This window comes from Protofrankia sp. CiP1_Cm_nod2, from assembly GCF_920664355.1.
GTDB lineage: Bacteria > Actinomycetota > Actinomycetes > Frankiales > Frankiaceae > Protofrankia.
In genome coordinates this window covers 1-25971 of sequence record NZ_CAKKTL010000026.1, presented here as the reverse complement: position 1 = coordinate 25971, position 25971 = coordinate 1, and the positions used below count along the sequence as shown (strand labels likewise).

The 25971-nt window shown below is 69.7% G+C and carries 20 protein-coding genes and 3 tRNA genes; 4 read left to right on the top strand and 19 right to left on the bottom strand.

Translation table 11 applies throughout. The annotated features are described in order from the left end of the window. Positions 1 to 4: 4 nt before the first annotated feature. From rpsG to NBW84_RS04825, 3 genes are all read right to left on the bottom strand, one after another. A complete protein-coding gene (rpsG, locus tag NBW84_RS04835) occupies positions 5 to 475 on the bottom strand; it encodes a 30S ribosomal protein S7 (RefSeq protein WP_250282083.1) in 471 nt (156 codons plus the stop codon). Further along, complete coding sequence (rpsL, locus tag NBW84_RS04830) at positions 475 to 849, bottom strand: 30S ribosomal protein S12 (RefSeq protein WP_047221564.1); 375 nt, start codon at positions 847 to 849, stop codon at positions 475 to 477. Before rpsL ends, rpsG begins: the two co-directional genes overlap by 1 nt. A gap of 534 nt (positions 850 to 1383) precedes the next feature. Beyond that, the gene (locus NBW84_RS04825) at positions 1384 to 2334 is read right to left on the bottom strand and encodes an RsmB/NOP family class I SAM-dependent RNA methyltransferase (protein WP_250282082.1); all 951 of its coding nucleotides are present in this window, start codon (positions 2332 to 2334) and stop codon (positions 1384 to 1386) included. A gap of 1034 nt (positions 2335 to 3368) precedes the next feature. On the opposite strand from NBW84_RS04825, the gene NBW84_RS04820 reads away from it, so the two are divergent. Continuing rightward, on the top strand, positions 3369 to 5378 hold the full coding sequence (locus tag NBW84_RS04820; protein ID WP_250282081.1) for an ABC transporter ATP-binding protein: 2010 nt from the start codon (positions 3369 to 3371) through the stop codon (positions 5376 to 5378). Between the two features lie 28 nt (positions 5379 to 5406). Here the strand turns inward: NBW84_RS04820 and NBW84_RS04815 are convergent, their stop codons facing one another. From NBW84_RS04815 to NBW84_RS04770, 10 genes are all read right to left on the bottom strand, one after another. Beyond that, entirely contained in the window at positions 5407 to 6036 is a 630-nt protein-coding gene (locus NBW84_RS04815; protein WP_250282080.1) for a Uma2 family endonuclease, read from the bottom strand. Positions 6037 to 6296: 260 nt separating this feature from the next. Beyond that, positions 6297 to 10190, bottom strand: a complete 3894-nt coding sequence (locus NBW84_RS04810) for a DNA-directed RNA polymerase subunit beta' (RefSeq protein ID WP_250282077.1) — start codon at positions 10188 to 10190, stop codon at positions 6297 to 6299. A gap of 291 nt (positions 10191 to 10481) precedes the next feature. Then, positions 10482 to 13904 carry a DNA-directed RNA polymerase subunit beta gene (rpoB, locus tag NBW84_RS04805; RefSeq protein WP_250282074.1) on the bottom strand — a complete coding sequence of 1141 codons (3423 nt, stop codon included), beginning with the start codon at positions 13902 to 13904 and terminating at the stop codon, positions 10482 to 10484. Positions 13905 to 15019: 1115 nt separating this feature from the next. After that, complete coding sequence (gene rplL / locus NBW84_RS04800) at positions 15020 to 15409, bottom strand: 50S ribosomal protein L7/L12 (protein WP_250282072.1); 390 nt, start codon at positions 15407 to 15409, stop codon at positions 15020 to 15022. 267 nt (positions 15410 to 15676) lie between these two features. Then, positions 15677 to 16249, bottom strand: coding sequence for a 50S ribosomal protein L10 (gene rplJ, locus NBW84_RS04795; protein ID WP_250282070.1), 573 nt, complete (start codon positions 16247 to 16249; stop codon positions 15677 to 15679). Positions 16250 to 16638: 389 nt separating this feature from the next. Beyond that, positions 16639 to 17355 (bottom strand): 50S ribosomal protein L1, encoded by a 717-nt coding sequence (gene rplA, locus NBW84_RS04790; protein WP_250282068.1) that lies wholly within the window; start codon positions 17353 to 17355, stop codon positions 16639 to 16641. A gap of 321 nt (positions 17356 to 17676) precedes the next feature. After that, the gene (gene rplK / locus NBW84_RS04785; protein WP_250282066.1) at positions 17677 to 18111 is read right to left on the bottom strand and encodes a 50S ribosomal protein L11; all 435 of its coding nucleotides are present in this window, start codon (positions 18109 to 18111) and stop codon (positions 17677 to 17679) included. Between the two features lie 42 nt (positions 18112 to 18153). Then, positions 18154 to 18966, bottom strand: a complete 813-nt coding sequence (gene nusG, locus NBW84_RS04780; protein ID WP_250282063.1) for a transcription termination/antitermination protein NusG — start codon at positions 18964 to 18966, stop codon at positions 18154 to 18156. A gap of 83 nt (positions 18967 to 19049) precedes the next feature. Next, on the bottom strand, positions 19050 to 19298 hold the full coding sequence (secE, locus tag NBW84_RS04775) for a preprotein translocase subunit SecE (protein ID WP_250282061.1): 249 nt from the start codon (positions 19296 to 19298) through the stop codon (positions 19050 to 19052). Between the two features lie 30 nt (positions 19299 to 19328). After that, a tRNA-Trp gene (locus NBW84_RS04770) sits at positions 19329 to 19401 on the bottom strand. Positions 19402 to 19869: 468 nt separating this feature from the next. On the opposite strand from NBW84_RS04770, the gene NBW84_RS04765 reads away from it, so the two are divergent. Beyond that, the gene (locus NBW84_RS04765) at positions 19870 to 21078 is read left to right on the top strand and encodes a pyridoxal phosphate-dependent aminotransferase (protein WP_250282059.1); all 1209 of its coding nucleotides are present in this window, start codon (positions 19870 to 19872) and stop codon (positions 21076 to 21078) included. Positions 21079 to 21247: 169 nt separating this feature from the next. On the opposite strand, the gene NBW84_RS04760 is transcribed toward NBW84_RS04765, so the two are convergent. From NBW84_RS04760 to NBW84_RS04740, 5 genes are all read right to left on the bottom strand, one after another. After that, positions 21248 to 21676 carry a MaoC family dehydratase gene (locus tag NBW84_RS04760; protein WP_250282057.1) on the bottom strand — a complete coding sequence of 143 codons (429 nt, stop codon included), beginning with the start codon at positions 21674 to 21676 and terminating at the stop codon, positions 21248 to 21250. Positions 21677 to 21744: 68 nt separating this feature from the next. Next, positions 21745 to 22194 carry an FAS1-like dehydratase domain-containing protein gene (locus NBW84_RS04755; RefSeq protein WP_250282055.1) on the bottom strand — a complete coding sequence of 150 codons (450 nt, stop codon included), beginning with the start codon at positions 22192 to 22194 and terminating at the stop codon, positions 21745 to 21747. 300 nt (positions 22195 to 22494) lie between these two features. Next, positions 22495 to 22659, bottom strand: a complete 165-nt coding sequence (gene rpmG / locus NBW84_RS04750) for a 50S ribosomal protein L33 (RefSeq protein WP_250282052.1) — start codon at positions 22657 to 22659, stop codon at positions 22495 to 22497. A 99-nt stretch (positions 22660 to 22758) separates the two neighbouring features. Next, a tRNA-Met gene (locus NBW84_RS04745) sits at positions 22759 to 22832 on the bottom strand. Between the two features lie 85 nt (positions 22833 to 22917). Further along, positions 22918 to 22990: transfer RNA gene (locus tag NBW84_RS04740), tRNA-Thr, on the bottom strand. 640 nt (positions 22991 to 23630) lie between these two features. Here NBW84_RS04740 and NBW84_RS04735 point away from each other — a divergent pair. Together NBW84_RS04735 and NBW84_RS04730 are read left to right on the top strand one after the other, a co-directional pair. Continuing rightward, positions 23631 to 24581 carry a glycoside hydrolase family 25 protein gene (locus NBW84_RS04735; protein ID WP_250282051.1) on the top strand — a complete coding sequence of 317 codons (951 nt, stop codon included), beginning with the start codon at positions 23631 to 23633 and terminating at the stop codon, positions 24579 to 24581. A gap of 293 nt (positions 24582 to 24874) precedes the next feature. After that, the gene (locus NBW84_RS04730; protein WP_250282050.1) at positions 24875 to 25420 is read left to right on the top strand and encodes a DUF7144 family membrane protein; all 546 of its coding nucleotides are present in this window, start codon (positions 24875 to 24877) and stop codon (positions 25418 to 25420) included. Between the two features lie 239 nt (positions 25421 to 25659). On the opposite strand, the gene NBW84_RS04725 is transcribed toward NBW84_RS04730, so the two are convergent. Continuing rightward, the coding region (locus NBW84_RS04725) for a gamma-glutamylcyclotransferase (RefSeq protein ID WP_250282049.1) at positions 25660 to 25971 on the bottom strand (312 nt) is incomplete at its 5' end.

Below are 25971 nucleotides of genomic sequence, written 5' to 3'. Positions count from 1 at the left end.
TTGGTTACCAGCGGTAGTGGGCGAAGGCTCGGTTGGACTCCGCCATCTTGTGGGTGTCCTCGCGCCGCTTCACGCTCGCGCCGAGACCGTTACTGGCGTCGATCAGCTCGTTCATGAGGCGCTCGGTCATGGTCTTCTCGCGGCGCTGCCGGGCGTAGCCGACCAGCCAACGCAGCGCGAGGGTGGTGCTCCGGCTCGTGCGCACCTCGACCGGTACCTGGTAGGTGGCGCCACCGACCCGGCGGCTGCGCACCTCCAGCGTCGGCTTGACGTTGTCGAGAGCGCGCTTGAGCGTGACCACGGGGTCGTTGCCGGTCTTCTCCCGAGCGCCCTCGAGCGCCCCGTAGACGATCCGTTCGGCCAGCGACTTCTTACCGCTGAGCAGAACCTTGTTGACCAGCGCTGTCACCAGCGGTGAGCCGTAGACCGGATCGACGACGACGACGTGCTTGGGAGCCGGGCCCTTGCGTGGCATCAGGCCTTCTCCTTCTTTGCTCCGTACTTGCTGCGCGCCTGCTTGCGGTTGCGGACACCCTGCGTGTCCAGCGTCCCGCGAACGATCTTGTAGCGGACGCCCGGAAGGTCCTTCACCCGGCCGCCGCGCACCAGGACGATCGAGTGCTCCTGCAGGTTGTGCCCCACCCCCGGGATGTAGGCGGTGACCTCTATCCCGCTGTGGAGCCGGACCCGGGCGACCTTGCGCAGCGCCGAGTTCGGCTTCTTGGGCGTGGTCGTGTAGACGCGGGTGCACACGCCACGGCGCTGCGGGCTCCCCTTGAGCGCCGGGGTCTTGGTCTTCTCGACCTTGTCCTGCCGGCCCTTGCGGACCAGCTGCTGGATCGTCGGCAACGCCGCTCCCGTTCCTCTTCCGTTCCTGCCGGTACCTGCCGTCATCTCATCTGTGTCCGACCCACGCTGTCCGACCCACGCGGTCGGGCGTGTCGCGACCCCCGGGAACAGCCCGACAACTGGGACGGTCTGCCATGGGAGTACGCCCGCCCGCCTTGGTGAAGGCCGGGCCACCCTCGGCACCACGGGCCCGGCAGGACGGGCCACGGTGCCACGGGACGGCCATGGGATGGCGCAGGACACAGGTCAACCTTGCAACGCACAGCGCCGCAGAAAGCGAGACTACAGACCCGTCGACGGCTGTGTCGAATCGGGGTACCCCACGTGCCACTGGTAGCCGGATCCCCCGCGCTGCCGGAACCGCCGGAACCGCCGGCAGCAGCGGGATCTTCGGCGCGCATCCCCTGGTCGACGATGCCGCACAGGCCGTTTGTTGTGATGGCGGCGTCCATCTGATGTGACAGCGTTGCTGGATGGTGCGCGGGCCGCTGCCCCCGGCAGCTTGGCCGGCCCGGCGGTTCCAGCCCGGCGGCGTCAGTCCGGCAGCTTCCGCAGCTTGCAGACGAAGAAGCCCTCGAACGCCGGGCCTGGCAGGATGCGCCGGGCGTCGGCGAGCGCCGGATGGAAGGTCTCGGTCCGCCAGTGGCGCAGGCCTGGCCGCCACGCGTCCGGCGCGGAGCCGTCGATGTCGACCTCGATCGGGCACACCTCGACGGGATGGTGGCGCAGCAGGTAGCTCAGCGGCGCCTCGTTCTCCTCCGGGCCGAACGTGCAGGTGGAGTACACCAGGATGCCGCCGGGACGCAGCAGCCGGCAGGCCGCCACCAGCATCTTGCGCTGCAGCCAGCCGTAGTCGGTCACCCGCTGCTCGGTCCAGTACCGCAGCGCCGAGGACGACCGCAGGTCGACCAGGCCCTCGCCGCTGCACTGGGCGTCCAGCAGCACCCGGTCGAAACGCTCCGTTATGAACTTGTCGGCGTACTGCGCCGGGTGACAGCTCGTCTCGGCCAGGCGGACGTGGAACTGCCGGGTGACCGCGCGCAGCTTCTCCAGCCGGGGCGCGATGCCGTCGTTGGCCCACAGCCGCGCGTCGTTACCGACCAGTGCCGCGATGTGCGCCGTCTTGCCGCCCGGCGCCGCGCACAGATCGATGATCGATTCGGCGGGCGCGGGCGCGAGGGCCAGCGCCGGCACCAGGCTGGAGATGTTCTGGATGTAGGCGTGACCGCCGCCGAACACCTCCGAGCCCGACAGCACCCGCTTGTCGCCGCGCAGGAGGTAGCCGTCGGGGCACCAGTCGAGCGGGTCGAGGACGAGCCCGAGATCCCCGATGGCGCGGTGGACCGCCGCCGCACCCAGCGGTGAGAGCCGGTTGACCCGGACGCCGGGACGGCGGTCCAGGCAGAGCCGCTCGACCACCTCGGGCTCGGCGAGCTGGAGGATCTCGGACAGCCGCCGTACGAACAGCGCCCGCTTCCGGCTCACCCAGCCCCCCGCCACGTCCTGCCCGCGCGCCACCACGGGTACGCCAGCCCGGCGACACCGCCGCCGCCGCCAAAATACCCACCGCGCACCCACAGCGCGGCCGGGCCCCACCCAGCCACGGCATACCTGGTTGACACCTGGTGATACCTGGCTGTAACTGGCCGGTGACCAACCGGCACCTGGCCGCGGCGGCCGGGCCCCGTCCAGCCCCGGCGCCGGTGGCGGCCCTGAGATATCCGCCACATCGGGTGCACGGGGCGTCACATACGAAGCGTCGCGGGCTCGACCGGACGAGACGCGGCCGGGACCACCGGCCTCACGCCAGGCATACCGCCGCCGGCGGGATGGCCGCAAACGCCCGGCCGGCGGCCACACCCCCCGGGCCGTCCGATTACCGACCACGGCGGTGTACAGCAGCCGACGAACCGCTTTTCCCGGGCCGCCACCGGCCAGCCCGGCCGCCCCTGCCGGCGCCCCCGCCACCTGCGAAAACACCGCGGACCGGCCGGCCGGCAAAAAATCCGCCGGCACGTCACAACCTTTGTCGCAGCGCACATGTCGTGCTCGAGACCGAATACCCGAGTACCGCGAAATCTGTGAGCCGATTCATGATGTTGAATCCTTGCCCGGTAATCGGCGCCCCGATAACTTCGGCTTTGCCACCGCCACGTCCAGCCGATCCCGATGGAGGACAAATGTCTAGTTCCTTCCCCTTTCCCAGCCATACGGAAATTAGCTCGTCAAGCGCTTTCGGGCTGGTCATAGAAATATCCGACGCCGTCGAGATATCCGTCTTCCGCGGCACCGAGGAAATCCCCGGGAAAACCCCTCCGGTATGGCCGGACACCCGTGCCGGGCGGTGGGAAGAAGACCACGGCGACCAGCCCGTGAGCACCCGCCCCGGCCCGGGCGACGCCGTCAGGGCGGATTCCGGCACCGCTGTCGACACGGCCCCCGACAGCGCTGCGGACGCAACCAGAACCACGCACCGCGACGACTGACCCCCACAACCGGCACCAGGCAGGCGGCTCACAATGACGACATCTCGCCGGTCGTCCACCGGGACCAACAGGTGGACCGGGCAGCCGGCCCACCAGCAGACCTCGGCGGAGACGGCATTCCCGAAGACCACCGCCGGTGTGTCCTGGCTGTACGGGCGCCTCTTCGCCTGGCTCACCGGAAATCCCGCGGCCGCCCGCGTCGAATATTTCATCCGGGACCAGAACAGGGCGGCCGCCACACACGCCGCTCTTTCCCTGCTGGGCTCGTCGGCCCTGGTGGCCGCTCCGTTCGCGATCCGGGACCTGATCGACAGCTGGCTGCTGCTGCTGCGGACGGACGGCATACTCCTCCCGGTCATCCTCATCCTCGGCGCCTTTGTGCTCAGCGCCGTGGTGTCGGCCCTGCGATACATACTGGTCAGTTATTTCAGCGAGAAACTCGCCCTGCGAATCCGGCGCGACCTGTACCAGCACGCGATCGCGCTGCCGTTCCCCCACGTCGCCCGGGCCCGGCACGGGGACGTCGTCGCCCTGTTCACCATCGACACCGCCAGGGTGCGCGCGGCCGCCGCCGTCTGCCTGCCGGCCATCGCGACCATGGCGGTCGAACTCGTCGTAGCCGGGGTGGTCGCCTGCCTGCTCCAGTGGCGTCTCGCGTTCGCCGTGGCCGTGATCGGCGTGGTCCCGCTCGTCCTGCTGCGCCTGGTGCGTGAGCGCGTCCGGGCCATCTCCCGGGTGGAAGGCGAACGGCTCAGCCGGCTGGTCGATCATCTCATCGAGCTGACCGGGCCAGCGGGAGCGCTGCACCTGCGCGCCTTCCGCGCGCAGCACACCGGCCAGGAGGAGTTCGACCGGCTGGGCGCGGCCATTGCGACGGCCGCTCGCACCCGCGTGCAGGTCTTCGCCCGCCTGCAGCTCATCGCCGCGGCCAGCTCGGTGCTGGCGACCATGACCGTGATCGGGCTCGGGGTGTGGCTCACCCTGAACCAGACGATGACGGTCGGCACCTTCGTGGCCTTTCTCAGCGTGCTCCTGCTGGCGTTCCGTTCCATCGCCGGCTTCGCCGACCTGCGTACCCAGCTCTTCGACGGCGAGGCCTCCCTCGTCCGCATCCTGGATTTCCTCGACATCCCGCTGGGGACGGCGCCGGCCGGCGGCCGCAGCAACGTCAGGCCGCTGACCACGGCCGACCGGCCGCATCCACCCAGGGACAGCACGCCACCGGCGGGCCCGGCGGCCACCGGCTCCGAGGACGCCGGACGGCCACCGGTCCACGGCGATCTCGTCCTGGAGAACGTCTCCTACTCCTACGCGCCCGGCGTGCCCGCCCCCAGGTGGGCGCTGCGCGGCGTCGACGTCGTCGTGGGCCGCGGCGAGATGGTGGCCGTCGTCGGGTTCAGCGGCGCCGGGAAGACCACGCTGTGCCATCTCGCCAGCGGCCTGCTCACCCCCACCAGCGGGCGTGTCCTGCTCGGCGGCTGCGACGCCGGCGGGCTGTCCCCCGCCGCGGCCCGGGCCGCGGTCGGCCTGGTGTCGCAGGAGCCGTTCGTCCAGCGTCGCAGCGTCGCCGAGAACCTCCGCTTCGGCAGCCCGGCCGCGGCGACCGACGAGCTGTGGGCCGCGCTGGAGGCGACCGGGCTGGTCACGCTCGTGCGTTCGCTGCCGGAGGGGATTCACACCCCGCTGGGGCACAACGGCCACCAGATCTCCGGCGGGGAGCGGCAACGGCTGTCCATCGCCCGCGTACTGGTCCAGAACCCGCGGACCGTCATCCTCGACGAGGCGACGTCGAACCTCGACGCGCTGACCGAGGACCTGCTGCGCGCCTCCCTGGAACGTCTGCTCGCCGAGCGAAGCTGCCTCGTCGTGGCCCACCGGGCGACGATGACCGTTGCCGCCGACCGCATCTACGTGCTGGAGAACGGCACGGTGATGGAGGCCGGGCCACACGACCGGCTCGTCCGCAGCGGCGGTGTCTACGCCCGGCTGGCCCGCGGCCCGGCCGAGCACGCCCTGCGGAAGAGCAGGAACGGCGTCCGGTAGAGGGGCCAGCGGAGGAAAGCGCCGGTGGTCAGAAGAGCAGGTCGTCCCAGTCGACGGTGACCGGGATCGGGTTGGTGACCTCAGGCGCTCCGCCGGCCTCGTCCTTCATGAACGTGCCCAGGTGCTTGTAGAGCAGGGTCGCCCGGTCGAGCGCGTAGCGTTCGATGCTCGTGACGCCGTCGTTGTCGAGCCGGGTGATCCAGTAGTGCGCGATGCCGGCCCTGGCGTATTCACCGAGCTTGTCGGTGGTGTCCTGGGTCTCCGAACCCGGCAACACGATCTCGATGACGAGCAGGGCGTGCTCCGCGCGGAGACGTTCGCCGGCCGCGCGGTCGAGACAGCGGTAGAGGATCACATCCGGGCGGCGGTTGAGCAGCGGGATGTCACGCAGCCGGAGATCGACGTCATTGTTGACGGCCAGGCATCCGTGGCCGCGGGCCATCGCGCGCCGTGCGTGCCGTTCCAGCAGGTTGGCGAGGCGACGGCCGGCGGTCTGATGATCCGGAGTCGGCGCCTCACAGAAGACGACGTAGCCGTCGACGATCTCGATCGCCCTGGCGATCTCCTCGGGCAGCGCCTCGTACTCCGCGGCGGTCACCCGCGCGGGCTGCGGCTGTATACGGAGCAGCCAGCTGTCCTCCGGCAGTGCCGTCGTCATCGCCGTCTCCTCCTCGGCATCGTGCCGATGCGGTGCTCCCCTCGGCATCGTGCCGATGCGGTGCTTCCCTGGTGCAGGCCGGCAGATCTACCCGGCGCTGTCCAGCGTAGTGCCGTACCAGGCAACGTCTGCCCTGTTGACCGATGGCCAGGCGCGAGGCCGGATCCACACAGCAACGCGGCCCGGGTGAACGTCCGGCAGGGACGCCCACCCGGGCCGCCTGGAGCACTTGCGTGGCAGGAACTACCGGGTAGCGAGAACTACCGGTAGTCGCCGCCGGTGCTGCGGTAGTCGAAGTCGTCCAACGGGACGGCCTGGCCGCTGCCGGTGCCGAACGCGCCGTACTCCACGGTCGCGCCCTCCTCGTAGCCGCTGACCGAGTACACCGACGCCCGTGCCTCCTCGGTCGGCTCGACCCGGATGTTGCGGTACCGCGAGATGCCGGTACCCGCCGGGATGAGCTTGCCGATGATGACGTTCTCCTTCAGGCCGACCAGCGAGTCCGACCGGGCGTTGATCGCGGCGTCGGTGAGCACCCGGGTCGTCTCCTGGAAGGATGCGGCCGACAGCCACGACTCGGTCGCCAGGGACGCCTTGGTGATCCCCATCAGGACCGGACGGGCCGAAGCCGGCTGGCCGCCGGTCTCGACCACCCGACGGTTCTCCTCCTCGAACCGGGCCCGCTCGACCAGCTCGCCCGGCAGGAGCGTGGTCTCCCCCGACTCCAGCACGTTCACCCGCTTGAGCATCTGCCGGATGATGATCTCGATGTGCTTGTCGTGGATCGACACACCCTGCGAGCGGTACACCTCCTGCACCTGGTCGACCAGGTGGAGCTGCACCTGACGCGGGCCGAGGATGCGCAGCACCTCGTGCGGGTCGACCGCGCCGTCGACGATCTTCTGACCGACGGCGATGCGCTGGCCCTCCTCGACCTTCAGCCGCGACCGGCGGGAGACCGGGTAGGCGATCTCCTCGCTGCCGTCGTCGGGGATGACCACGACCTTGACGGTCTTCTCGGTCTCCTCGATGCGCACCCGCCCGGAGACCTCGCTGATCGGGGCCTTGCCCTTGGGGGAACGGGCCTCGAACAGCTCCACGACACGGGGCAGCCCCTGGGTGATGTCGTCGCCGGCGACGCCACCGCTGTGGAAGGTACGCATCGTCAGCTGGGTGCCGGGCTCACCGATGGACTGGGCGGCGACGATACCGACGGCCTCGCCGACGTCGACGAGCTTGCCCGTGGCCAGCGACCGGCCGTAGCACTGCGCGCAGACACCCATCCGGGCCGCGCAGGTGAGGGCGGAACGCACCTTCACCGACTCGATCCCGGCATCGATGATCTTGCTGATGACCACGTCGCCGAGGTCGGTGCCGGCCGGTACCACCACGTCACCGGCGGCGTTCGCCGCGTCCGAGGCGAGCGTGCGCGCGTAGGCCGCGGTCTCGGCGTAACGGTCGCGGACGAGCACGCCGTCCGCTCCCTTGCGCGCGATGCGGGTGGCGATGCCGCGCTCGGTGGCGCAGTCGTCCTCACGGACGATGACGTCCTGGCTGACGTCGACCAGACGCCGGGTGAGGTACCCGGAGTCCGCGGTCCGCAGCGCCGTGTCGGCCAGGCCCTTGCGGGCGCCGTGCGTGGAGATGAAGTACTCCACCACGCTCAGCCCCTCGCGGAAGTTCGCCTTGATCGGACGCGGGATGATCTCGCCCTTGGGGTTGGCGACCAGTCCGCGCATCCCGGCGAGCTGCCGGATCTGCATCATGTTCCCGGCGGCCCCGGAGTTGACCAGCACGGCGACCGGATTGGTCTCCGGGAAGTTGGCCTCCATGGCCTCGGCGACCTTGTTCGTCGCCTCGTTCCAGATCTGGACCAGTTCGGCGCGGCGCTCGTCGTCGGAGAGGAAGCCTCGGTCGAACTGCTTCTGCACTCGTTCGGCCCGCTGCTCGTACTCGTCGAGGATCTGCGCCTTGTTCGGCGGCGCGACAACGTCCTCGATCGCGACGGTCACCCCCGAGCGGGTGGCCCAGTAGAAGCCGGCGCTCTTCAGCGCGTCCAGCGTCGCGGCCACCTGGATCTTCGGGTAGCGCTCCGCCAGGTCGTTGACGATCGCGGCCTGGGCCTTCTTGTTCATCAGGTAGTTCAGGAACGGGTAGCCCTCGGGGAGCGCCTGGTTGAGCAGGCAGCGGCCGAAGGTGGTCTCCAGGGTGAACGGGTCGCCGGCTGCCCAGCCGGGCGGCGGGGCCCAGTCCAGCGGCGGCGTGGTGTCGCGTAGCCGGACCTTGATCTTCGCCTGTAGCTCGATCTCCCGCGCGTCGAAGGCCATCTGCGCCTCGGCCACGCTGGAGAACGCCCGCCCCTCGCCGCGGGCGCCCACGGCCAGCCGGCTGAGGTGGAACACCCCGGTCACCATGTCCAGGCTCGGCATGGCCAGCGGACGCCCGGACGCCGGCGAGAGGATGTTGTTGCTCGACAGCATCAGGATGCGCGCCTCGGCCTGCGCCTCCGCGGACAGCGGCAGGTGCACGGCCATCTGGTCCCCGTCGAAGTCCGCGTTGAACGCGGTGCAGACCAGCGGGTGGATCTGGATGGCCTTGCCCTCGACGAGCTGCGGCTCGAACGCCTGGATGCCCAGCCGGTGCAGGGTCGGCGCGCGGTTGAGCAGCACGGGGTGCTCGGTGATGACCTCTTCGAGCACGTCCCAGACGACCGGGCGGGCCCGCTCCACCATGCGCTTGGCCGACTTGATGTTCTGCGCGTGGTTGAGGTCGACCAGCCGCTTCATCACGAACGGCTTGAACAGCTCCAGGGCCATCTGCTTGGGCAGGCCGCACTGGTGCAGCTTGAGCTGCGGGCCGACGACGATGACCGAACGGCCGGAGTAGTCGACGCGCTTGCCCAGCAGGTTCTGCCGGAACCGGCCCTGCTTGCCCTTGAGCATGTCCGACAGCGACTTCAGCGGACGGTTGCCCGGCCCGGTCACCGGCCGGCCGCGGCGGCCGTTGTCGAACAGCGCGTCGACGGCCTCCTGCAGCATCCGCTTCTCGTTGTTGACGATGATCTCGGGCGCGCCGAGGTCGAGCAGCCGCTTGAGCCGGTTGTTCCGGTTGATCACCCGGCGGTAGAGGTCGTTGAGGTCGGACGTGGCGAACCGGCCACCGTCGAGCTGCACCATCGGGCGCAGGTCCGGCGGGATCACCGGGACGCAGTCGAGCACCATCCCGTTCGGGGAGTTGCGGGTGTTGAGGAAGGCCGAGACGACCTTGAGACGCTTCAGCGCCCGGGCCTTCTTCTGCCCCTTGCCGCTGCGGATGGTCTCCCGCAGCGACTCGGCCTCCGCCGCCAGGTCGAAGTCGACGAGCCGGCGCTGCAGGGCCTCCGCCCCCATGCCGCCCTCGAAGTACTGGCCGAAACGGTCCCGCAGCTCGCGGTAGAGCAGCTCGTCCGGCTCGAGGTCCTGGACCTTCAGGCCCTTGAAACGGTCGAACACCCGGCCCAGATCGTCGATCTTCCGCTGGGCGCGGTCGCGGATCTGGCGCATCTCGCGCTCGGCCGCCTCCCGCACCTTGCGCCGGACGTCGCCCTTGGCGCCCTCGGCCTCCAGCTGGGCGAGGTCGGCCTCCAGCTTCTTCTGCCGGGTCTCGACGTCGGCGTTCTTCTTGTCCTCGAGATGCTGCTTCTCGACGGAGATCCGGGCTTCGAGGGTGGGCAGGTCGCGGTGACGCGCGTCCGCGTCCACGCTTGTGATCATGTAGGCGGCGAAGTAGATGACCTTCTCAAGGTCCTTCGGCGCCAGGTCGAGCAGGTAGCCGAGCCGGCTCGGGACACCCTTGAAGTACCAGATGTGGGTGACCGGCGCGGCCAGCTCGATGTGGCCCATCCGTTCCCGACGCACCTTGGCGCGGGTGACCTCGACACCGCAGCGCTCGCAGATGATGCCCTTGAAACGAACGCGCTTGTACTTACCGCAGTAGCACTCCCAGTCCCGGGTCGGGCCGAAGATCTTCTCGCAGAAGAGCCCGTCCTTCTCCGGCTTGAGGGTACGGTAGTTGATCGTCTCCGGCTTCTTGACCTCGCCGTGTGACCACTGGCGGATGTCGTCCGCGGTGGCGAGGCCGATGCGCAGCTCGTCGAAGAAGTTGACGTCGAGCACGTGTCTTCTCTCTCTGCCGTCTGGCTGCCCGCTGTCGCCGGCAGGTGTTCGTGCGGATGGCGGCGGCGGGGGGCGTGGGCCGTCAGTTTGTCCAAGGTCGGCGGGGGTGCCGCGACACGGCCGGGGCCCGGAGGCTACCGGCTGCCGTGTCCCGGCCGTGTGGTCCGCGACCGCGGCGGCGCGGGGGCGGCGGCTCCAGGAGGATCATCCTGTGGTCCCCATGGTCCCCATGGCCCCCTGGTCGCGCCGCCTCCGGCCGCTGGCGGTCACCCGGCCGCAGACCACTACTCGTCAGACCTCCTCAACGCTGCTCGGCTCCCGCCGGGACAGGTCGATACCGAGTTCCTCCGCGGCGCGGAAGACGTCCTCGTCGGTGTCACGCATTTCGATGGAAACGCCGTCGCTGGAGAGGACCTCGACGTTCAGGCACAGTGACTGCATTTCCTTGATGAGCACCTTGAAGGACTCCGGGATACCGGGTTCGGGAATGTTCTCGCCCTTGACGATGGCCTCGTAGACCTTGACGCGGCCGAGAACGTCGTCCGACTTGATGGTGAGCAGTTCCTGCAGGGCGTAGGCGGCACCGTAGGCCTCCAGCGCCCACACCTCCATCTCGCCGAAACGCTGCCCACCGAACTGCGCCTTACCGCCCAGCGGCTGCTGGGTGATCATCGAGTAGGGGCCGGTCGAACGGGCGTGGATCTTGTCGTCGACCAGGTGCAGCAACTTGAGGATGTAGATGTAGCCGACCGCCACCGGATACGGGTAGGGCTCGCCGGTCCGGCCGTCGAAGAGCTCGGCCTTGCCGCTGGACCCGATGAGCTGGACGCCGTCCCGGTTGGGCAGCGTCGAGGAGAGCAGACCGGTGATCTCCTCCTCGCGGGCGCCGTCGAAGACCGGAGTGGCCACGTTGGTGTTCGGCGGCGCCTGGTCCGCCCGGATGCCGCGCAGCCGTTCCTTCCACTCCTCGGTGCCCGTGTCGACCTGCCAGCCGGTCTTGGCCACCCAGCCGAGGTGGGTCTCCAGGATCTGGCCGATGTTCATCCGGCGGGGCACACCGTGCGGGTTGAGCACGACGTCCACCGGGGTGCCGTCGGAGAGGAACGGCATGTCCTCGGCCGGCAGGATCTTCGCGATGACGCCCTTGTTCCCGTGCCGCCCGGCGAGCTTGTCACCATCGGTGATCTTGCGCTTCTGGGCGACGTACACCCGGACCAGCTCGTTCACGCCGGGCGGCAGCTCGTCGCCGTCCTCCCGGGAGAACACCCGGACCCCGATGACCTTGCCGGACTCCCCGTGCGGCACCTTCAGCGAGGTGTCGCGGACCTCCCGGGCCTTCTCACCGAAGATCGCGCGCAGCAGCCGCTCCTCCGGGGTCAGCTCGGTCTCGCCCTTGGGCGTGACCTTCCCGACCAGCACGTCACCGGGCGAGACCTCGGCGCCGATACGGATGATGCCGCGCTCGTCGAGGTCGGCGAGGACCTCCTCGGCGACGTTGGGGATGTCCCGGGTGATCTCCTCCGGCCCGAGCTTGGTGTCCCGGGCGTCGACCTCGTGCTCCTCGATGTGGATCGAGGACAGGACGTCGTCCTGGACCAGCCGCTGGGAGAGGATGATCGCGTCCTCGTAGTTGTGGCCCTCCCACGGCATGAAGGCGACCAGCAGGTTCTTGCCCAGCGCCATCTCGCCGTTGTCCGTGCAGGGGCCGTCCGCGATGACCTGGCCCGCCTCGACCCGGTCCCCCTCGTCCACGATGGGCTTCTGGTTGATGCAGGTGCCCTGGTTGGACCGGCGGAACTTCGCCATCCGGTAGGTGCGCCGGGTGCCGTCGTCGTGCATGACGGTGATGTAGTCGGCGGAGAGGTCCTCGACCACGCCGGCCTGCGCGCAGACGACGACGTCACCGGCGTCCTTGGCCGCGCGGGCCTCCATGCCGGTGCCGACCAGCGGCGCCTCGCTGCGCAGCAGCGGGACGGACTGGCGCTGCATGTTCGAGCCCATCAGGGCGCGGTTGGCGTCGTCGTGCTCGAGGAAGGGGATCATCGCGGTGGCGACCGACACCATCTGCCGCGGCGAGACGTCCATGTAGTCGACCTCGTCGGGCGGGATGAACTCGACCTCGCCGCCCTTGCGGCGGACCAGGACCCGGTGCTCGGCGAACGACCCGTCGGAGCTCAGCGGCGCGTTCGCCTGCGCGATGACGTGCCTGTCCTCCTCGTCCGCGGTGAGGTAGTCGATCTTGTCGGTGACCCGCCCGGCCACGACCTTGCGGTAGGGCGTCTCGACGAAGCCGAACGGGTTGACCCGCGCGAACGTCGACAGCGAACCGATCAGACCGATGTTCGGCCCCTCCGGCGTCTCGATCGGGCACATCCGGCCGTAGTGGCTGGGGTGTACGTCGCGGACCTCGAAGCCGGCCCGCTCCCGGGAGAGACCACCCGGGCCGAGCGCGGACAGGCGCCGCTTGTGGGTGAGGCCGGCCAGCGGGTTGGTCTGGTCCATGAACTGGGAGAGCTGGCTGGTGCCGAAGAACTCCTTGATGGAGGCGACCACCGGCCGGATGTTGATCAGTGTCTGCGGCGTGATCGCCTCGACGTCCTGGGTGGTCATCCGCTCCCGGACGACCCGCTCCATCCGGGCCAGGCCCAGCCGCACCTGGTTCTGGATCAGCTCACCGACCGTGCGCAGCCGCCGGTTGCCGAAGTGGTCGATGTCGTCCACGTCGTAGGACTGGTCCCTGCCGGCGTGCAGCTGGACGACGTACTCGATCGTGCGGACGATGTCGTCCTCGGTGAGCACGCCGACGTCGTGCGGAACGTCCACCTCGAGCTTCTTGTTCACTTTGTAACGACCGACCTTGGCCAGGTCGTAGCGCTTCGGGTTGAAGAAGAGGTTCTCCAGCAGTGTCTGCGCGGACTCACGGGTCGGCGGCTCACCCGGGCGCAGCTTGCGGTAGATGTCGAGCAGCGCGTCGTCCTGGCTGGAGGTGTGGTCCTTCTCCAGGGTCACCCGCATCGACGGGAAGTCGCCGAACCGCTCCAGAATGCGCGCCTCGTCCCAGCCGAGCGCCTTGAGCAGCACGGTCACGGACTGGCGGCGCTTGCGGTCGATACGGACACCGACGGTGTCCCGCTTGTCGACCTCGAATTCCAGCCAGGCACCCCGGGACGGAATGACCTTGCAGGAGAACAGGTCCTTGTCGGAGACCTTGTCGATGGTCTTCTCGAAATACACCCCAGGGGAACGCACGAGCTGGCTGACGACGACCCGCTCGGTCCCGTTGATGACGAACGTGCCCTTCGGGGTCATGAGCGGGAAGTCGCCCATGAAAACCGTCTGGCTCTTGATCTCACCGGTGGTGTTGTTGGTGAACTCGGCCGTCACGAACATCGGGGCCGAGTAGGTCATATCCTTGTCCTTGCACTCCTCGACGGAGTACTTCGGCGGTTCGAAACGGTGGTCCCGGAACGACAGTGACATCGAACCGGAGAAGTCCTCGATCGGGGATATCTCCTCGAAGACCTCTTCGAGACCCGACGTGACGGGTACGTCGTCACGTCCGGCGTCGATGGCTTCCTGGACCCGTTCCGCCCACGCATCACTGCCGATCAGCCAGTCGAAGGACTGGGTCTGCAGGGCGAGAAGATCGGGGACCTCGAGAGGCTCAATGATCTTTGCGAACGAGATGCGGGAGGAGGTAGGCGAGGCGGCCAAGGTGGTCCTTCCGGTGGCCTGATCGTCGGGCTGGTGGCGCTGTGGCTTCCTTGATACGGCTTCCGGCAGCACGGGAGAATTCATGATCGCGTCGCCTTCGGCCTGCTGGAGAACAATCCGACGTAGGGGTGGTCGGGTGATCAGTGTCTCGCTACGGTTGTGGTGACTGTCGGCGGGGGTAGTCCAACAGGGTGCACGGGTGGCTCACGAACGCAGGCAGACGCGACACGGGCGTCAGCGAGTAGTCCGTCACGACAGCTTTCGGACGGGGACCTCCGCGTGGGATGGTCGTCCTGTACCGGTGACGTGGCGGCGCTTCGGTGGCGGATTGCGATCAACGGTCTCGCTCGGGTTACCTCGGTCGTGACGTCTGTCTGGACGGTCGCGCCCGGTGGGCGCGGCTGCACAGGGACTGAAGCCGTACGCGGGCTGGCACCGTCGCATACCTCAAGGAGCAGTGAGCGCACGACGAAAGGACAGCCCAAACGAGCAGTGTAGCCGATGGCTGCACTGCTGACAAGGCTGACCGCAGGGCCAGCTCCGGAAAGGGCTAGTCCTGAAGGCTGAACTCCTGAAGGCTGAGCTCGAGGCCGGCCAACGGAGACCGCCCGGCGGAAGCCGGTCAGCCGATGCTGGCTGACGGAGGCCGCCCGACGGGTGTGGGTCACCGCTTCGGAGATGATGGAACTCCGTCCCGGGTAAGGTCGTCAACCGGTTGCGAGGTAATGAGCGCGAGGAAGTCCGTGGCGCGCCCCGGCCGGGCCCGGTACGTGGCCCGCGCGCCCGGGCGGGACGTCCGGCCGCACGAGGCGTGGCGGGGCTCCCCACCCGGCCCGTCTGCGCGCGGCCGGGCCGACGGCCGCGACAACCGGCCCGGGCGCGACCGGCCCGGGCAGACGCTCGGCAGCCCGTCCGACGGGCCCCGGCGGCCTCGGCTCCGCTGCCGGAGCGGCCCGAAGCGACAGGGCACCCGAAACGGCAGGGCACCCCGAAGCAGCGGAGCGGCCCGCGCCGACGGGGCGGTCCGAAGCGTCAGGACAATCCGAGCCAACCACGCGGGCCGTTGCCCTCTCGTCTCCGGGGAGGGAGAGGGCAACGGCCCGCGGGCGTCATGGCTACTTGACGGTGACCGTGGCGCCGGCGCCCTCCAGGGCTGCCTTGGCCTTCTCCGCGGCTTCCTTGGTCGCCTTCTCCAGCACCGGCTTGGGCGCCCCGTCGACGAGGTCCTTGGCCTCCTTCAGCCCGAGGCTGGTCAGCGCGCGGACCTCCTTGATGACCTGGATCTTCTTGTCGCCGACGGACTCGAGGATGACGTCGAACTCGTCCTGCTCCTCGGCGGCCGGTGCCTCGGCGGCCGGCCCCGCGGCGCTCGGCGCGGTGACCGCGACCGGCGCGGCCGCGGTCACCCCGAAGGTGTCCTCGAACTGCTTCACGAACTCCGACAGCTCCAGCAGCGTCATCTCCTTGAACACGTCCAGCAGCTCGTCGGTCGACAGCTTCGCCATGATGGCGGTCCTTTCATCGTGGTGGATCAGGAAGTCCGGCCGGGCGTACCGCGTCAGCGGGCCGAAAACGGCGCGGCCGCCGCCCGTCGGGTCACTTGTGGCTATGTGTCATTACTGGGGATTACCGGGGATCACCGGGGACCGCTTGGCTCGCGGCTCCCGGGGACGGGCCGGCCGGCGCTCGTCGGCGTCGGCCCCACCAGCCAGGCTGGCCGGGTAGCGGGACGCGCCGGGCTGTACGTGGCTGGCGCTCTACTCGCTCGCCTTTTACTCGCTCGCCTCGGCCGGGGACGCATCGGCCGCCGGCTCCTCGGCCACGGGCGCCTCCGCCTCCCGCTTGGCCCGCAGTGCCTCGGCCAGGCGGGCCGTCTGGGACAGCGGCGCCGCGAACAGGCCGACCGCCTTGGCCAGCGAGCCGTTGAGCGCACCGGCGAGCTTGGCGAGCAGCACCTCGCGCGACTCGAGGTCGGCCAGCCTGCGGATGTCCTCCGCCGACACCGGCCTGCCCTCGACGACCCCGCCCTTGACCACCAGGGCCGGGTTGGCCCGGGCGAAGTCACGCAGGCCCCTGGCCGCCTCGACCGGGTCGCCGGTGACGAACGCGACCGCGGTGGGGCCGACCAGCAGCTCGTCCAGGCCGTTGATACCGGCCTGCCCGGCGGCAATCTTGGTGAGGGTGTTCTTGACCACCGCGTACTGCGTGCCCTCGCCGAGCGAACGGCGCAGTTCGGTGAGCTGGCTCACCGTCAGCCCGCGGTACTCGGTCAGCACCGCCGCGGACGCGCCCCGGAACGAGTCTACGATCTCCGTTACCGCGGCGACCTTTTCCGGCTTCGCCATCGGGCTCCTTCATGGGGTCTGGCCGGTCGTCCGAAAGGTGCCGCAGACGACGAACGCCCCGGCGCAGGCGCGCGGGGCGTACCGACCGGGGCGAAACAACGCCGTCCCCGGGCAATGCTCCCTCACCTGCGCGGGCCGTCCGGTGGCTCCGGAACCTTCGGCCGCCCCACGAGGGGACGACGACCAGCGGTCTTCGGTTTGGTTCTCAGTGACCAGTTGGTTCTCAGTAAGCAGGATACTCGAGCCTGCGGCGATACGAAAAATATGATCGTTCCGCTTTCGGCCTCCGTGTCGAAACGGTACACGGCCTTGAAAGCCGCGGCCGGCCGGGGGGCCGCATGCGCGCCCCCGGCCGGCCGCGGCCCACCGCGAGGCCGGTGCCGCCCGGCTCAGGCGGCGGCGTCCTCGAGAAGGTTGCGGGTACGGCCCGGGTCGACCAGAATCCCGGGGCCCATCGTGGTCGTGAAAGTGATTTTCTTCAGGTAACGGCCCTTGGCCGCGGCCGGCTTGACCCGGACGATCTCGTCCAGCGCGACGCTGTAGTTCTCGATCAGCTGCTCGTCGGTGAAGGCCGTCTTCCCGATGACGATGTGCAGGTTGCCCTGCTTGTCGACCCGGAAATTGATCTTTCCGCCCTTGATGTCGCGGACGGCCTTGGCGATGTCGAGGGTGACCGTGCCGGTCTTGGGGTTGGGCATGAGCCCGCGCGGCCCCAGGATACGGGCGATGCGGCCGACCTTGGCCATCTGGTCGGGGGTCGCGACGGTCGCGTCGAAGTCGAGGAAGCCCTCCTGGATCCGCTGCACGAGATCGTCGCTGCCGACGACGTCGGCACCGGCGGCGGTGGCCTCGGCCGCCTTCTCGCCGACGGCGAAGACCGCCACCCGCGGGGACTTCCCGGTGCCGTGCGGCAGGTTCACGGTGCCCCGGACCATCTGGTCAGCCTTGCGCGGGTCCACACCGAGGCGCAGCGCGACCTCGACGGTGGCGGCGTACTTGGTCGTGGACGTCTCGCGGGCCAGCTGGACGGCTTCCAGCGGGGTGTACAGCCGGTCCGCCTCGATCTTCTCGATCGCGGCCCGGTATGCCTTGCTGCGCTTGGTCATGCGTGTCTCCTCGTGGTGATGGCGGGCCGGAGCCGCTGCACCACCCGTCTCGTCCCGGTCGGCGGCCACAAGGCCCGGGGTGGGACGACAGGGAAACATGATCCCGCCATCGTCGGCCCCTGGTGGCCCGACAGGCCAGTGCGCTGGCGCCTCCGGCGCCCTTCGCGGCGGCGGAGCCCCTCGCGCCGAAGCCTCCGGCGCCTTCGGCCCTGGCCGCCTTCGGCGTCCTACGGGCCAGGCACTTCCCAGGACGGGTCGGGCGTGATCGGGCGCCCTCCCACAGCTGCGGTCACGGCCGCGACCGCGCGGCCGGACTGGTCGTCACCCGCTGATGGTGATACCCATCGACCGGGCGGTCCCAGCGATGATCTTCTCAGCGGCTTCCAGGGTGGTGGCGTTGAGGTCCGGCAGCTTGGTCTGGGCGATCTGACGGATCTGCTCGGCGGTCAGGTTGGCCACCTTCGTCCGGTGCGGCACGCCACTGCCCTTCTCCACCCCGGCGGCCTTGAGAATCAGCCGCGCCGCCGGCGGCGTCTTGGTGACGAAGGTGAACGAGCGGTCGTCGTACACGGTGATCTCGACCGGCACCACATTCCCGCGCTGGGACTCGGTGGCGGCGTTGTACTGCTTGCAGAACTCCATGATGTTCACGCCGTGCTGGCCGAGGGCCGGCCCCACCGGAGGCGCCGGCGTCGCCACACCGGCCTTGATCTGGAGCTTGATGATGGCGGCGATCTTCTTCTTCTTGGGAGGCATGGTGTCGTTTCTCTCCGAGTTGCTGCTGGCGGTGGGGCGGGCTCAGATCTTCGCGACCTGGTTGAACTGAAGTTCGACCGGCGTCTCGCGGCCGAAGATGGACACCAGCACCTTGAGCCGCTGTGCGTCGAGGTTGATCTCGCTGATGGTGGCCGGCAGGGTCGCGAACGGGCCGTCCATGACGGTCACCGACTCCCCGACCTCGAACTCCTGTACCCGGACCGTCTCGACCTTCTTCTCGCGCGGCGCAGGCGGCGCGAGGATCGAGAGGACCTCCTCCGTGCGCAACGGCGACGGCTTGTTGGTCAGCCCCACAAAGCCGGTCACGCCCGGGGTGTTGCGGACCGCCGACCACGACTGGTCGGTGAGGTCCATCCGCACATAGATGTAACCGGGGTACTTCTTCTGCTGCACCAGTTGCCGCTTGCCGTTCTTGATGACCGGGACCTCCTCGGTCGGCACCTCGATCTGGAAGATGTACTCCTCCATGTTGAGGCTGGAGATCCGGGTCTCAAGGTTCGTCTTGACCTTGTTCTCGTATCCGGCATACGAATGTATGACGTACCACTGTCCCGGAGCGTCCTCCAGGGCCCGCCGGATGTCCTCGGAGTCGTCCTCGGCCTCGGCGGCGGCGGGCTGGCCCGCGTCCGCCGGACCGGTCACGTCCGCCCGGTCCGTCGTGAGGTAGCCGGGGGATGTGTCGACACCCGTGGCGCCGTCACCGCTCTCGCCGGCCTGCGGCAGTGCGCCGGCCTCCGTGCTCGCCACCTCGTCGCGCGCCAGTGCCGCCAGCGGATCGAGACCGTCGAGGGCCTCCCCCTGTTCGGAGGAGACGTGCTCGGGAAACTGGGACACGCGGACGTTCCTTCTCTCTTGTGGCCGTGCTCTGTGAGCCGTGCGGGCCTCGGGGCGGCATGAATCCGTAGAATCCGGCCACATCAACCGAAAACGGCCAACACCGCCTTGGTGAGACCGAAGTCCAGCGAGGCGACGAAGGCCACCGTGATCGAGCAGAACACGAGCACGACGATCACATAGGTGATCAGCTCGTTCCGGCCCGGATAGACGACCTTCCGAAGCTCGGCGACAACCTCGCGGTAGAACCGCAGTGGCGTCGTGCGACGCCGGCCCGCGGGCCTGGTCGGCCGGCCGGCCCGCGGTGCCGCGTCACGTGTGTCGGTCGCCACTCACTCCACCTACCTGGTCGTCGGGTACCGCAGGGGCGACAGGACTCGAACCTGCAACCGCCGGTTTTGGAGACCGGTGCTCTACCAATTGAGCCACGCCCCTCTGCACTGCGACCGCCGTCGGAGCAGCGGCCACCGAACAAGATCGTATCTATCGGAAAAACCGATCTTGATGGTCATCGGCGGCACTGCATACCGGGAGGACAGCCCAAGCGCATCCACCATACTCCTACGCAGGCCCGCTTACCTGGCCGCCCGGCCCCGGCCCCGGCGGGGCCAGCGGGACGCCCACCCCGCGGCGGCCCGGCGACGCGGATTCGGCGTCCCGCATTCCCGCCCGGCCGGCACGCGGCCGGGCGCGGGACCGGCGCGGAACCAGTGCGGAACCAGTGCGGGACCGGCACGGAACCGAGGGCCCGCCGGAAGGCGGACGCCGAAGGTCTTCCTCCGGGCAGGGCGGATACCGACCGAAACCGCTGTCGGACCATCCGCGCACCGGCCCTTGTGGCGTCCCGTGGTGTCCGAACGGCCCCGGCAATGATCGGGCGGGCAACCCCTGACACATGGCAGCATGACAGTCATGACCCGGATCTCTCATCGCATCGGCAGCATCGCCCCCTCCGCGACGCTCGTCGTGGACGCGACCGCGAAGGCGCTTCGTGCAGCCGGCCGGGACGTGATCGGCTTCGGCGCCGGCGAACCGGACTTCCCCACCCCCGACCACGTCGTCGCGGCCGCCGAGAAGGCCTGTAGCGACCCGAAGATGCACCGGTACACACCCGCCGCCGGCCTGCCCGAGCTCCGGGAGGCGGTGGCGGACAAGACCCGCCGCGATTCCGGGCTCGACGTCCCCGCCGGCGCCGTGCTCATCACCAACGGTGGCAAGCAGGCGGTCTACCAGGCGTTCGCCACCCTGCTCGACCCCGGTGACGAGGTCCTGCTGCCCGCTCCCTACTGGACGACCTACCCGGAGTCGATCCGGCTCGCCGGCGGCGTCCCGGTGGACGTCGTCACCACCCCGGAGCAGGGCTACCGAGTGACGGTCGAGCAGCTGGAAGCCGCCCGCACCCCCCGGACGAAGGTGCTGCTGTTCTGTTCGCCGTCCAACCCCACCGGAGCCGTACACACCCCTGAGGAGGTCCGGGCGATCGGGCGCTGGGCGGCCGACGCCGGCCTGTGGGTGATCGCCGACGAGATCTACGAGCACCTGGTGTACGGCGACGCCCGGTTCGCGTCCCTGCCGGTCGAGGTGCCGGAGATCGCCGACCGCACCATCGTGGTCAACGGGGTGGCCAAGACCTACGCCATGACCGGCTGGCGGGTCGGCTGGCTGATCGGCCCGCCGGACGTGGTGCAGGCCGCCACCAACCTGCAGTCGCACGCCACGTCCAACGTCTCCAACGTCGCGCAGGCCGCGGCGCTGGCGGCCGTGACCGGGCCGCTGGACGCCGTCGTGGAGATGCGCAAGGCGTTCGACCGGCGACGGCTGACCATGCACCGGATGCTCTCCAGCGCGCCCGGGGTGGTCTGCCCGCTGCCCGACGGGGCGTTCTACTGCTACGCGTCGGTGGCCGGCGTCCTCGGCCGCACGCTGCGGGGGAAGACCCCGGCCACCTCGGCGGAACTGGCCTCGCTCATCCTCGAGGAAGCGGGGGTGGCGATCGTGCCGGGCGAGGCGTTCGGGACCCCGGGCTACACCCGGCTGTCCTACGCGCTCGGCGACGAGGACCTGGTCACGGGCGTCCAGCGGCTGTCCGACCTGCTGGCCGAGGCACGCTGACCAACACGCGGGCCACGCCGCCCGGCGGACACACCGTCACCACGACCAGCCCGCCACGCGCCTGCCCCGCCGCGCGCATGCCCCGCGGGCCGCGGGCAGGCGCGCGTGGCAGGCGCGTGGCGGGCCTTCGGAACCCGAGCGGGCCTCCGAAAGACGAGCCGAGCCGGCCTCAGGCGAGCTGGACGGTGGCCCGGGAGGCCAGCAGCACCTTGCTGCCGTCGAACCGCACGGTCAGGTTGACGACCACTTGGTTGTCCTCGAGCTTCTTCTCGACGACGCCGCTGGCCACGAGCGTGGCACCGGTGTCGTCGTCCGGTACCGGCACCGGGGAGGAGAAACGGACACTGTAGTCGACCACGCTGCCGGGGTCCCCCGCCCAGTCGGTGACGAGCCGGGCGGCCGTGGCCATGGTGTACATCCCATGAGCGATCACACCGGGCAGGCCGACATCGCGCGCCGCCCGCTCGTTCCAGTGGATCACGTTGAAGTCGCCGGAGGCCCCGCAGTAGCGGACAAGGTCCTCCCGGCGGATCCGGAACTCCCGCTCGGGAATCCGGGTACCGACCTCGACGTCGTCGTAGTCGATGATGGCAGGCATGTGAGCGCTCAGCACCCTTCCTGATCCCTGGAGGGCCGGCAGGCCGGCCCGCGTCCCTCTGGATGCCGTCAGGCCGCGGTGCCGCGCGAGGCCAGCGCCGTCCGGGCGGTCGCGACCAGCTCGCCGCCGGTCGTGACGAACTCGTACTCGCTGATCAGCAGCTCGTTGCGCCCGGCCTGGCGGATGTCGGCGATGGTGGCGGAGACGACGAGCTCGTCACCGGCGATGACTGGCCGGCGCAGCGAGTAGCGCTGCTCGACGTGCACCACCAGTGAGTAGTCGAGACCGAGCTGTGGGTCGCGCACCGGCACCACGGGCCGCCAGAGAGCCACCGCCGTCAGGAAGGTGGGCGGCGCTACAAGATCGACATAACCGGCCGCCTTGGCAGCCTCAAGATCGTGCGAGAGCGGACTGTTGTCCTGGATCGCGGCCGCGAACTGCCGGATGTGTTCGCGACCGACCAGGAAGGGAGCGTCCGCGACGAACCTGCGTCCGACAAAGTCCCGATTGAGCGGCACCACATGCTCCGATCTCGCCGTCCCCACGGCTGGAACCACCCTGGAACGCCCGGGAGCTACCACCCTCCCACGCGCCACCCAGCGAGGACAGACGGCTCCAGGAGTCGAAGCGGCGATCACCAACAGTGAAGAGATCAGTCCAACGGACTGAACACTAGCCCCGCGCGCCCTGGCTGCCGTACCGACAGGCCGTAGCGGCCCGACATCATCCCGGAAGGACCCGTGGAGCCCTGGAAGGCTCCTGGAAAGACGATGCCGCCCCGCGAGCCACGAGCCTGCCAGGGATGTCCGCGAACGCGGTCAGCGGGTCTCTCGGTGCTCGGTGTGGTGCCGGCAGTTCGGGCAGAACTTACGCAGTTCCAGACGGTCCGGATCGTTGCGGCGGTTCTTGCGCGTGATGTAGTTGCGGTGCTTGCACGCCTGACACGCCAGGGTGATCTTCGGACGGACGTCGGTGGCGGCCACGGTGCTGTGCCTCTTCCTGCAGGTGGGACAAGAACGAACCAGAGCTCGGACGTGCCGCACGACTGCGGCGCCGCCCATGGCGGGACGCGACCCGACCGGTAGCGGTGGCCGGATTTGAACCGGCGACACAGCGATTATGAGCCGCTTGCTCTGCCTGGCTGAGCTACACCGCCTGGGTGGACCCACTCCGGCAGCTGGCCCCCAGCCGACGGAGTGAAGGCCGGCAGCCGTTCACCTGGCTACCGACCGGTGCCACAGAGCCCCTTTACGGAATCGAACCGTAGACCTTCTCCTTACCATGGAGACGCTCTGCCGACTGAGCTAAAGGGGCGAGTACGCGCGCCTTACGTTACACGACGACGGGGCAGTGCGTGTCACGGGCCCGGTAGCAGTGACGCCGCCCGCGCCCGCCACGGCCGCCCGGCTCCCCCCGGCACGCGTGCGCGACAGCGCCCGGGAAGCCGCGGCCCAAGGCGAACAGATCTTCGCTGTCCGGCGCGATCCGCTCTGATGTAGACACCACTACATGTCACGAAAATGGGCCCGATCATAAAGATCGCAACTTTGAGTAGCGAAAAGATCGACTCGCGTACTGTTTATATCACTATAAGTAGATATTATTCTTCTTAGCGTAGTATCTGGTCGAGCGAGCCTGCCTCTGGCATCATCCGTCGGCCAGCCCACCCGGTCACGCCAAGGAGCTCCCGTGGGCATCGCACCCACATCCGCCTGCCAGGACGACCGCCTGCCAGGATGACGCCGGGCCAGGCCGGGCCGTCCGGCCTCACCGGTGGGGCGGCACACGCGGGGCCGTCGTAGCGGCCGTGGCGCACGGCATCCACGATCAGGCTGTTCGCGGCGCGCAGGCCGTTCGCGGCGGGTGGGCTGTTCGCGGCGAGTGGGCTATTCGTAACGCGACCGCCACGTTCGACGCGCCTGCCCCGGCGGCGGGCACCACGGCCGCCGTCCCCATGACGGCGGACACAGCCGCGGCCGCATCCGGTGCGGCCGTACCCATCGCGGACCGGTCCGCGCAGACAGTCCCGGCTCGGTGGCCGCAAGGTATCGACATCTCGTCATGGCAGCACCCCGCTGGCGCGCAGATCGGCCGGAACGCGGTCCACCCGGCCGGCGTCACCTTCGCCATCGTCGGGGCGACCGAGGGCATGACCTACACCAGCCCGTGCTTCGCCCTCGACCGCCTCCCTGCCCTCCAGACGGGCCTGGTCGTCGGCGCGTACCACTACGCCCGGCCCACCCAGCCGATCACGGCCGCGGTCGAACAGGCCGACCGGTTCCTCGCCGTCACCGGCCTCACCCGGTCCAACGGTCATCTGGCCCCCATCCTCGATCTCGAGGCCGACGGAAGCCTGTCGGCCGACCAGCTCACCGCCTGGGCCCGCGCCTTCCTGGAGGAGGTCGAGACGAGAACCGGGCGCGCGCCCATCCTGTACACCTACCGGTCGTTCTGGAGCGACACGATGAAGAACACCACGTCATTCTCCCGCTACCCACAGTGGTTCGCCATTTACAACGGAAGCTCGGCCCCGGGCTCCCTGCCCGGCGGCTGGCAGAAGTGGGCGATGTGGCGGTTCACCTCCTCCGGGAGCGTTCCCGGCATCACCGGGAACGTCGGCATGAACGTCGTCCGCTGTGGCATCGACGCGCTGGCGGCGAACGCCGGCGGACGGGCCGGCGAGGCCGACCGGCGGTACGGCTCGGACTCCCGGGTGCGCTCGGTGCTGAGGGCCGCCGCCCGCGGCGAGGAGCCCGCCGGTGGTGGGCCGGTGGCGACAGTTCGGCCAGGGGCCGCTCTTCTGGCCGGTGGCGACCGGCGTCCACGAAGGGCCGTGCCCGGCCGGACAGCCACCGGCCGTGCGGGCCAGAGCGCGCCGGATGGATCTTCGATCAGCCGAACGTGACCCTGCGCGACGGGTCTCCAGGCCGGAATGCCGGGCAACCGGGCATGTCCAGGGCGTGCGCAGGCATGCGCGAGGCGCCCGGAGGGCACACGGAGGGTATGGCCATGTGGGCCAGCCGGCCGCCGGTGACCCAGTCGTGCCCCTTGCGCGCCGCCGGAGACCTGGCGGCCCCGGGGCCGCCAACCGACCCGAAAGCGACACCGAAGGTGACGCGACCGCGGCCCCTCCGCGGCCGCCAGCGGCCACCGGGCCCCGGGTCGCCAGGCGTCCCGCCACGCTCCAGGGAGGATTTCATGCAACCGGCACGGTCAGCGGCACGCACCAACGGATGGCTGGTATTCGCCGCGGTCATCCTCTTCATCACAGGCTTTCACAATATCATTTATGGAGTTGCCGCTCTCGACAGATACTCCTATCTCGTCACCGGCAACGGTGTGATCATCTACCAGGATCTGGACTTCTGGGGCTGGCTGCTGATAGCCATGGGCATCGTCGAGGTCGCCGTCGCGGCGGGTCTGTTCATGGGCCGGCAGTGGGCCCGCTGGGCGGCGATCGCGATCTGCACGGTCAACGTGATCGCGCACCTTGCCTTCCTCGCGGTCTTCCCGGTGTGGGCAGTCATCCTCATCGCGCTCGACGTACTCGTGATCTATGCGGTGACCAGGCCTGACACACCGCCTCGCGGGTCCTACGAGCCCTACCCCGAAACCGACCGGATCGAGGCCCGCACCGGCGGCCGGGAGTACACCGAACCATCCCGGTCCACCGTGCAAGGCACGTCCAGCACGCCGTCCGGCACGCGAGGCAGCCGGTCCGGCCCTGAGGCGCCCACTCGCTGAGCGCCCGGGAGCGAACAGCGGGAACCCGCTCGACGACGCCGGCGTTCCGGCCCTTCCACGGGCCGTGGAACGTCGGCGTCGGCCGTGTGCGCCCGGCTCCGGAAAGGCCGTCCGTCCCCCCGGGCCTTCGGGTCCGGCCCGTGGCGACGGCAGCCCGGAGCAACAACGATCAAGTAACAGCGATCAGGACGATCAGGAGTGCTGGCAGCCGCAACCGCGGCAGCCGGGAACGGCGGCGGTCAGAAACGAGGGTGGGACAATATCCGCGCCACGAACGCCGGCAGGTGGGCGGCGGCGAACGCGTCGGCGTCCCACGTCTGGTCCAGGGCGGCCGCGACGTCACGCCAGACGTAGGCCGATGCCGGCCGGCCGTCGACGAGTACGAGGCGCCGCGTCTCGTACTCGTCGCCTTCGAACGCGTCGAGAACGGCCCGCTCCGGCGGGCTGAGGCCGGACAGCGCGCGTCCGGCCACCACCGCGGCCGCCCCGGCGGCCGGCACCAGGCCCGGGTAGGCCCGACCGGGCAGCGCCGCCGCCCGCCACCCGGCGGC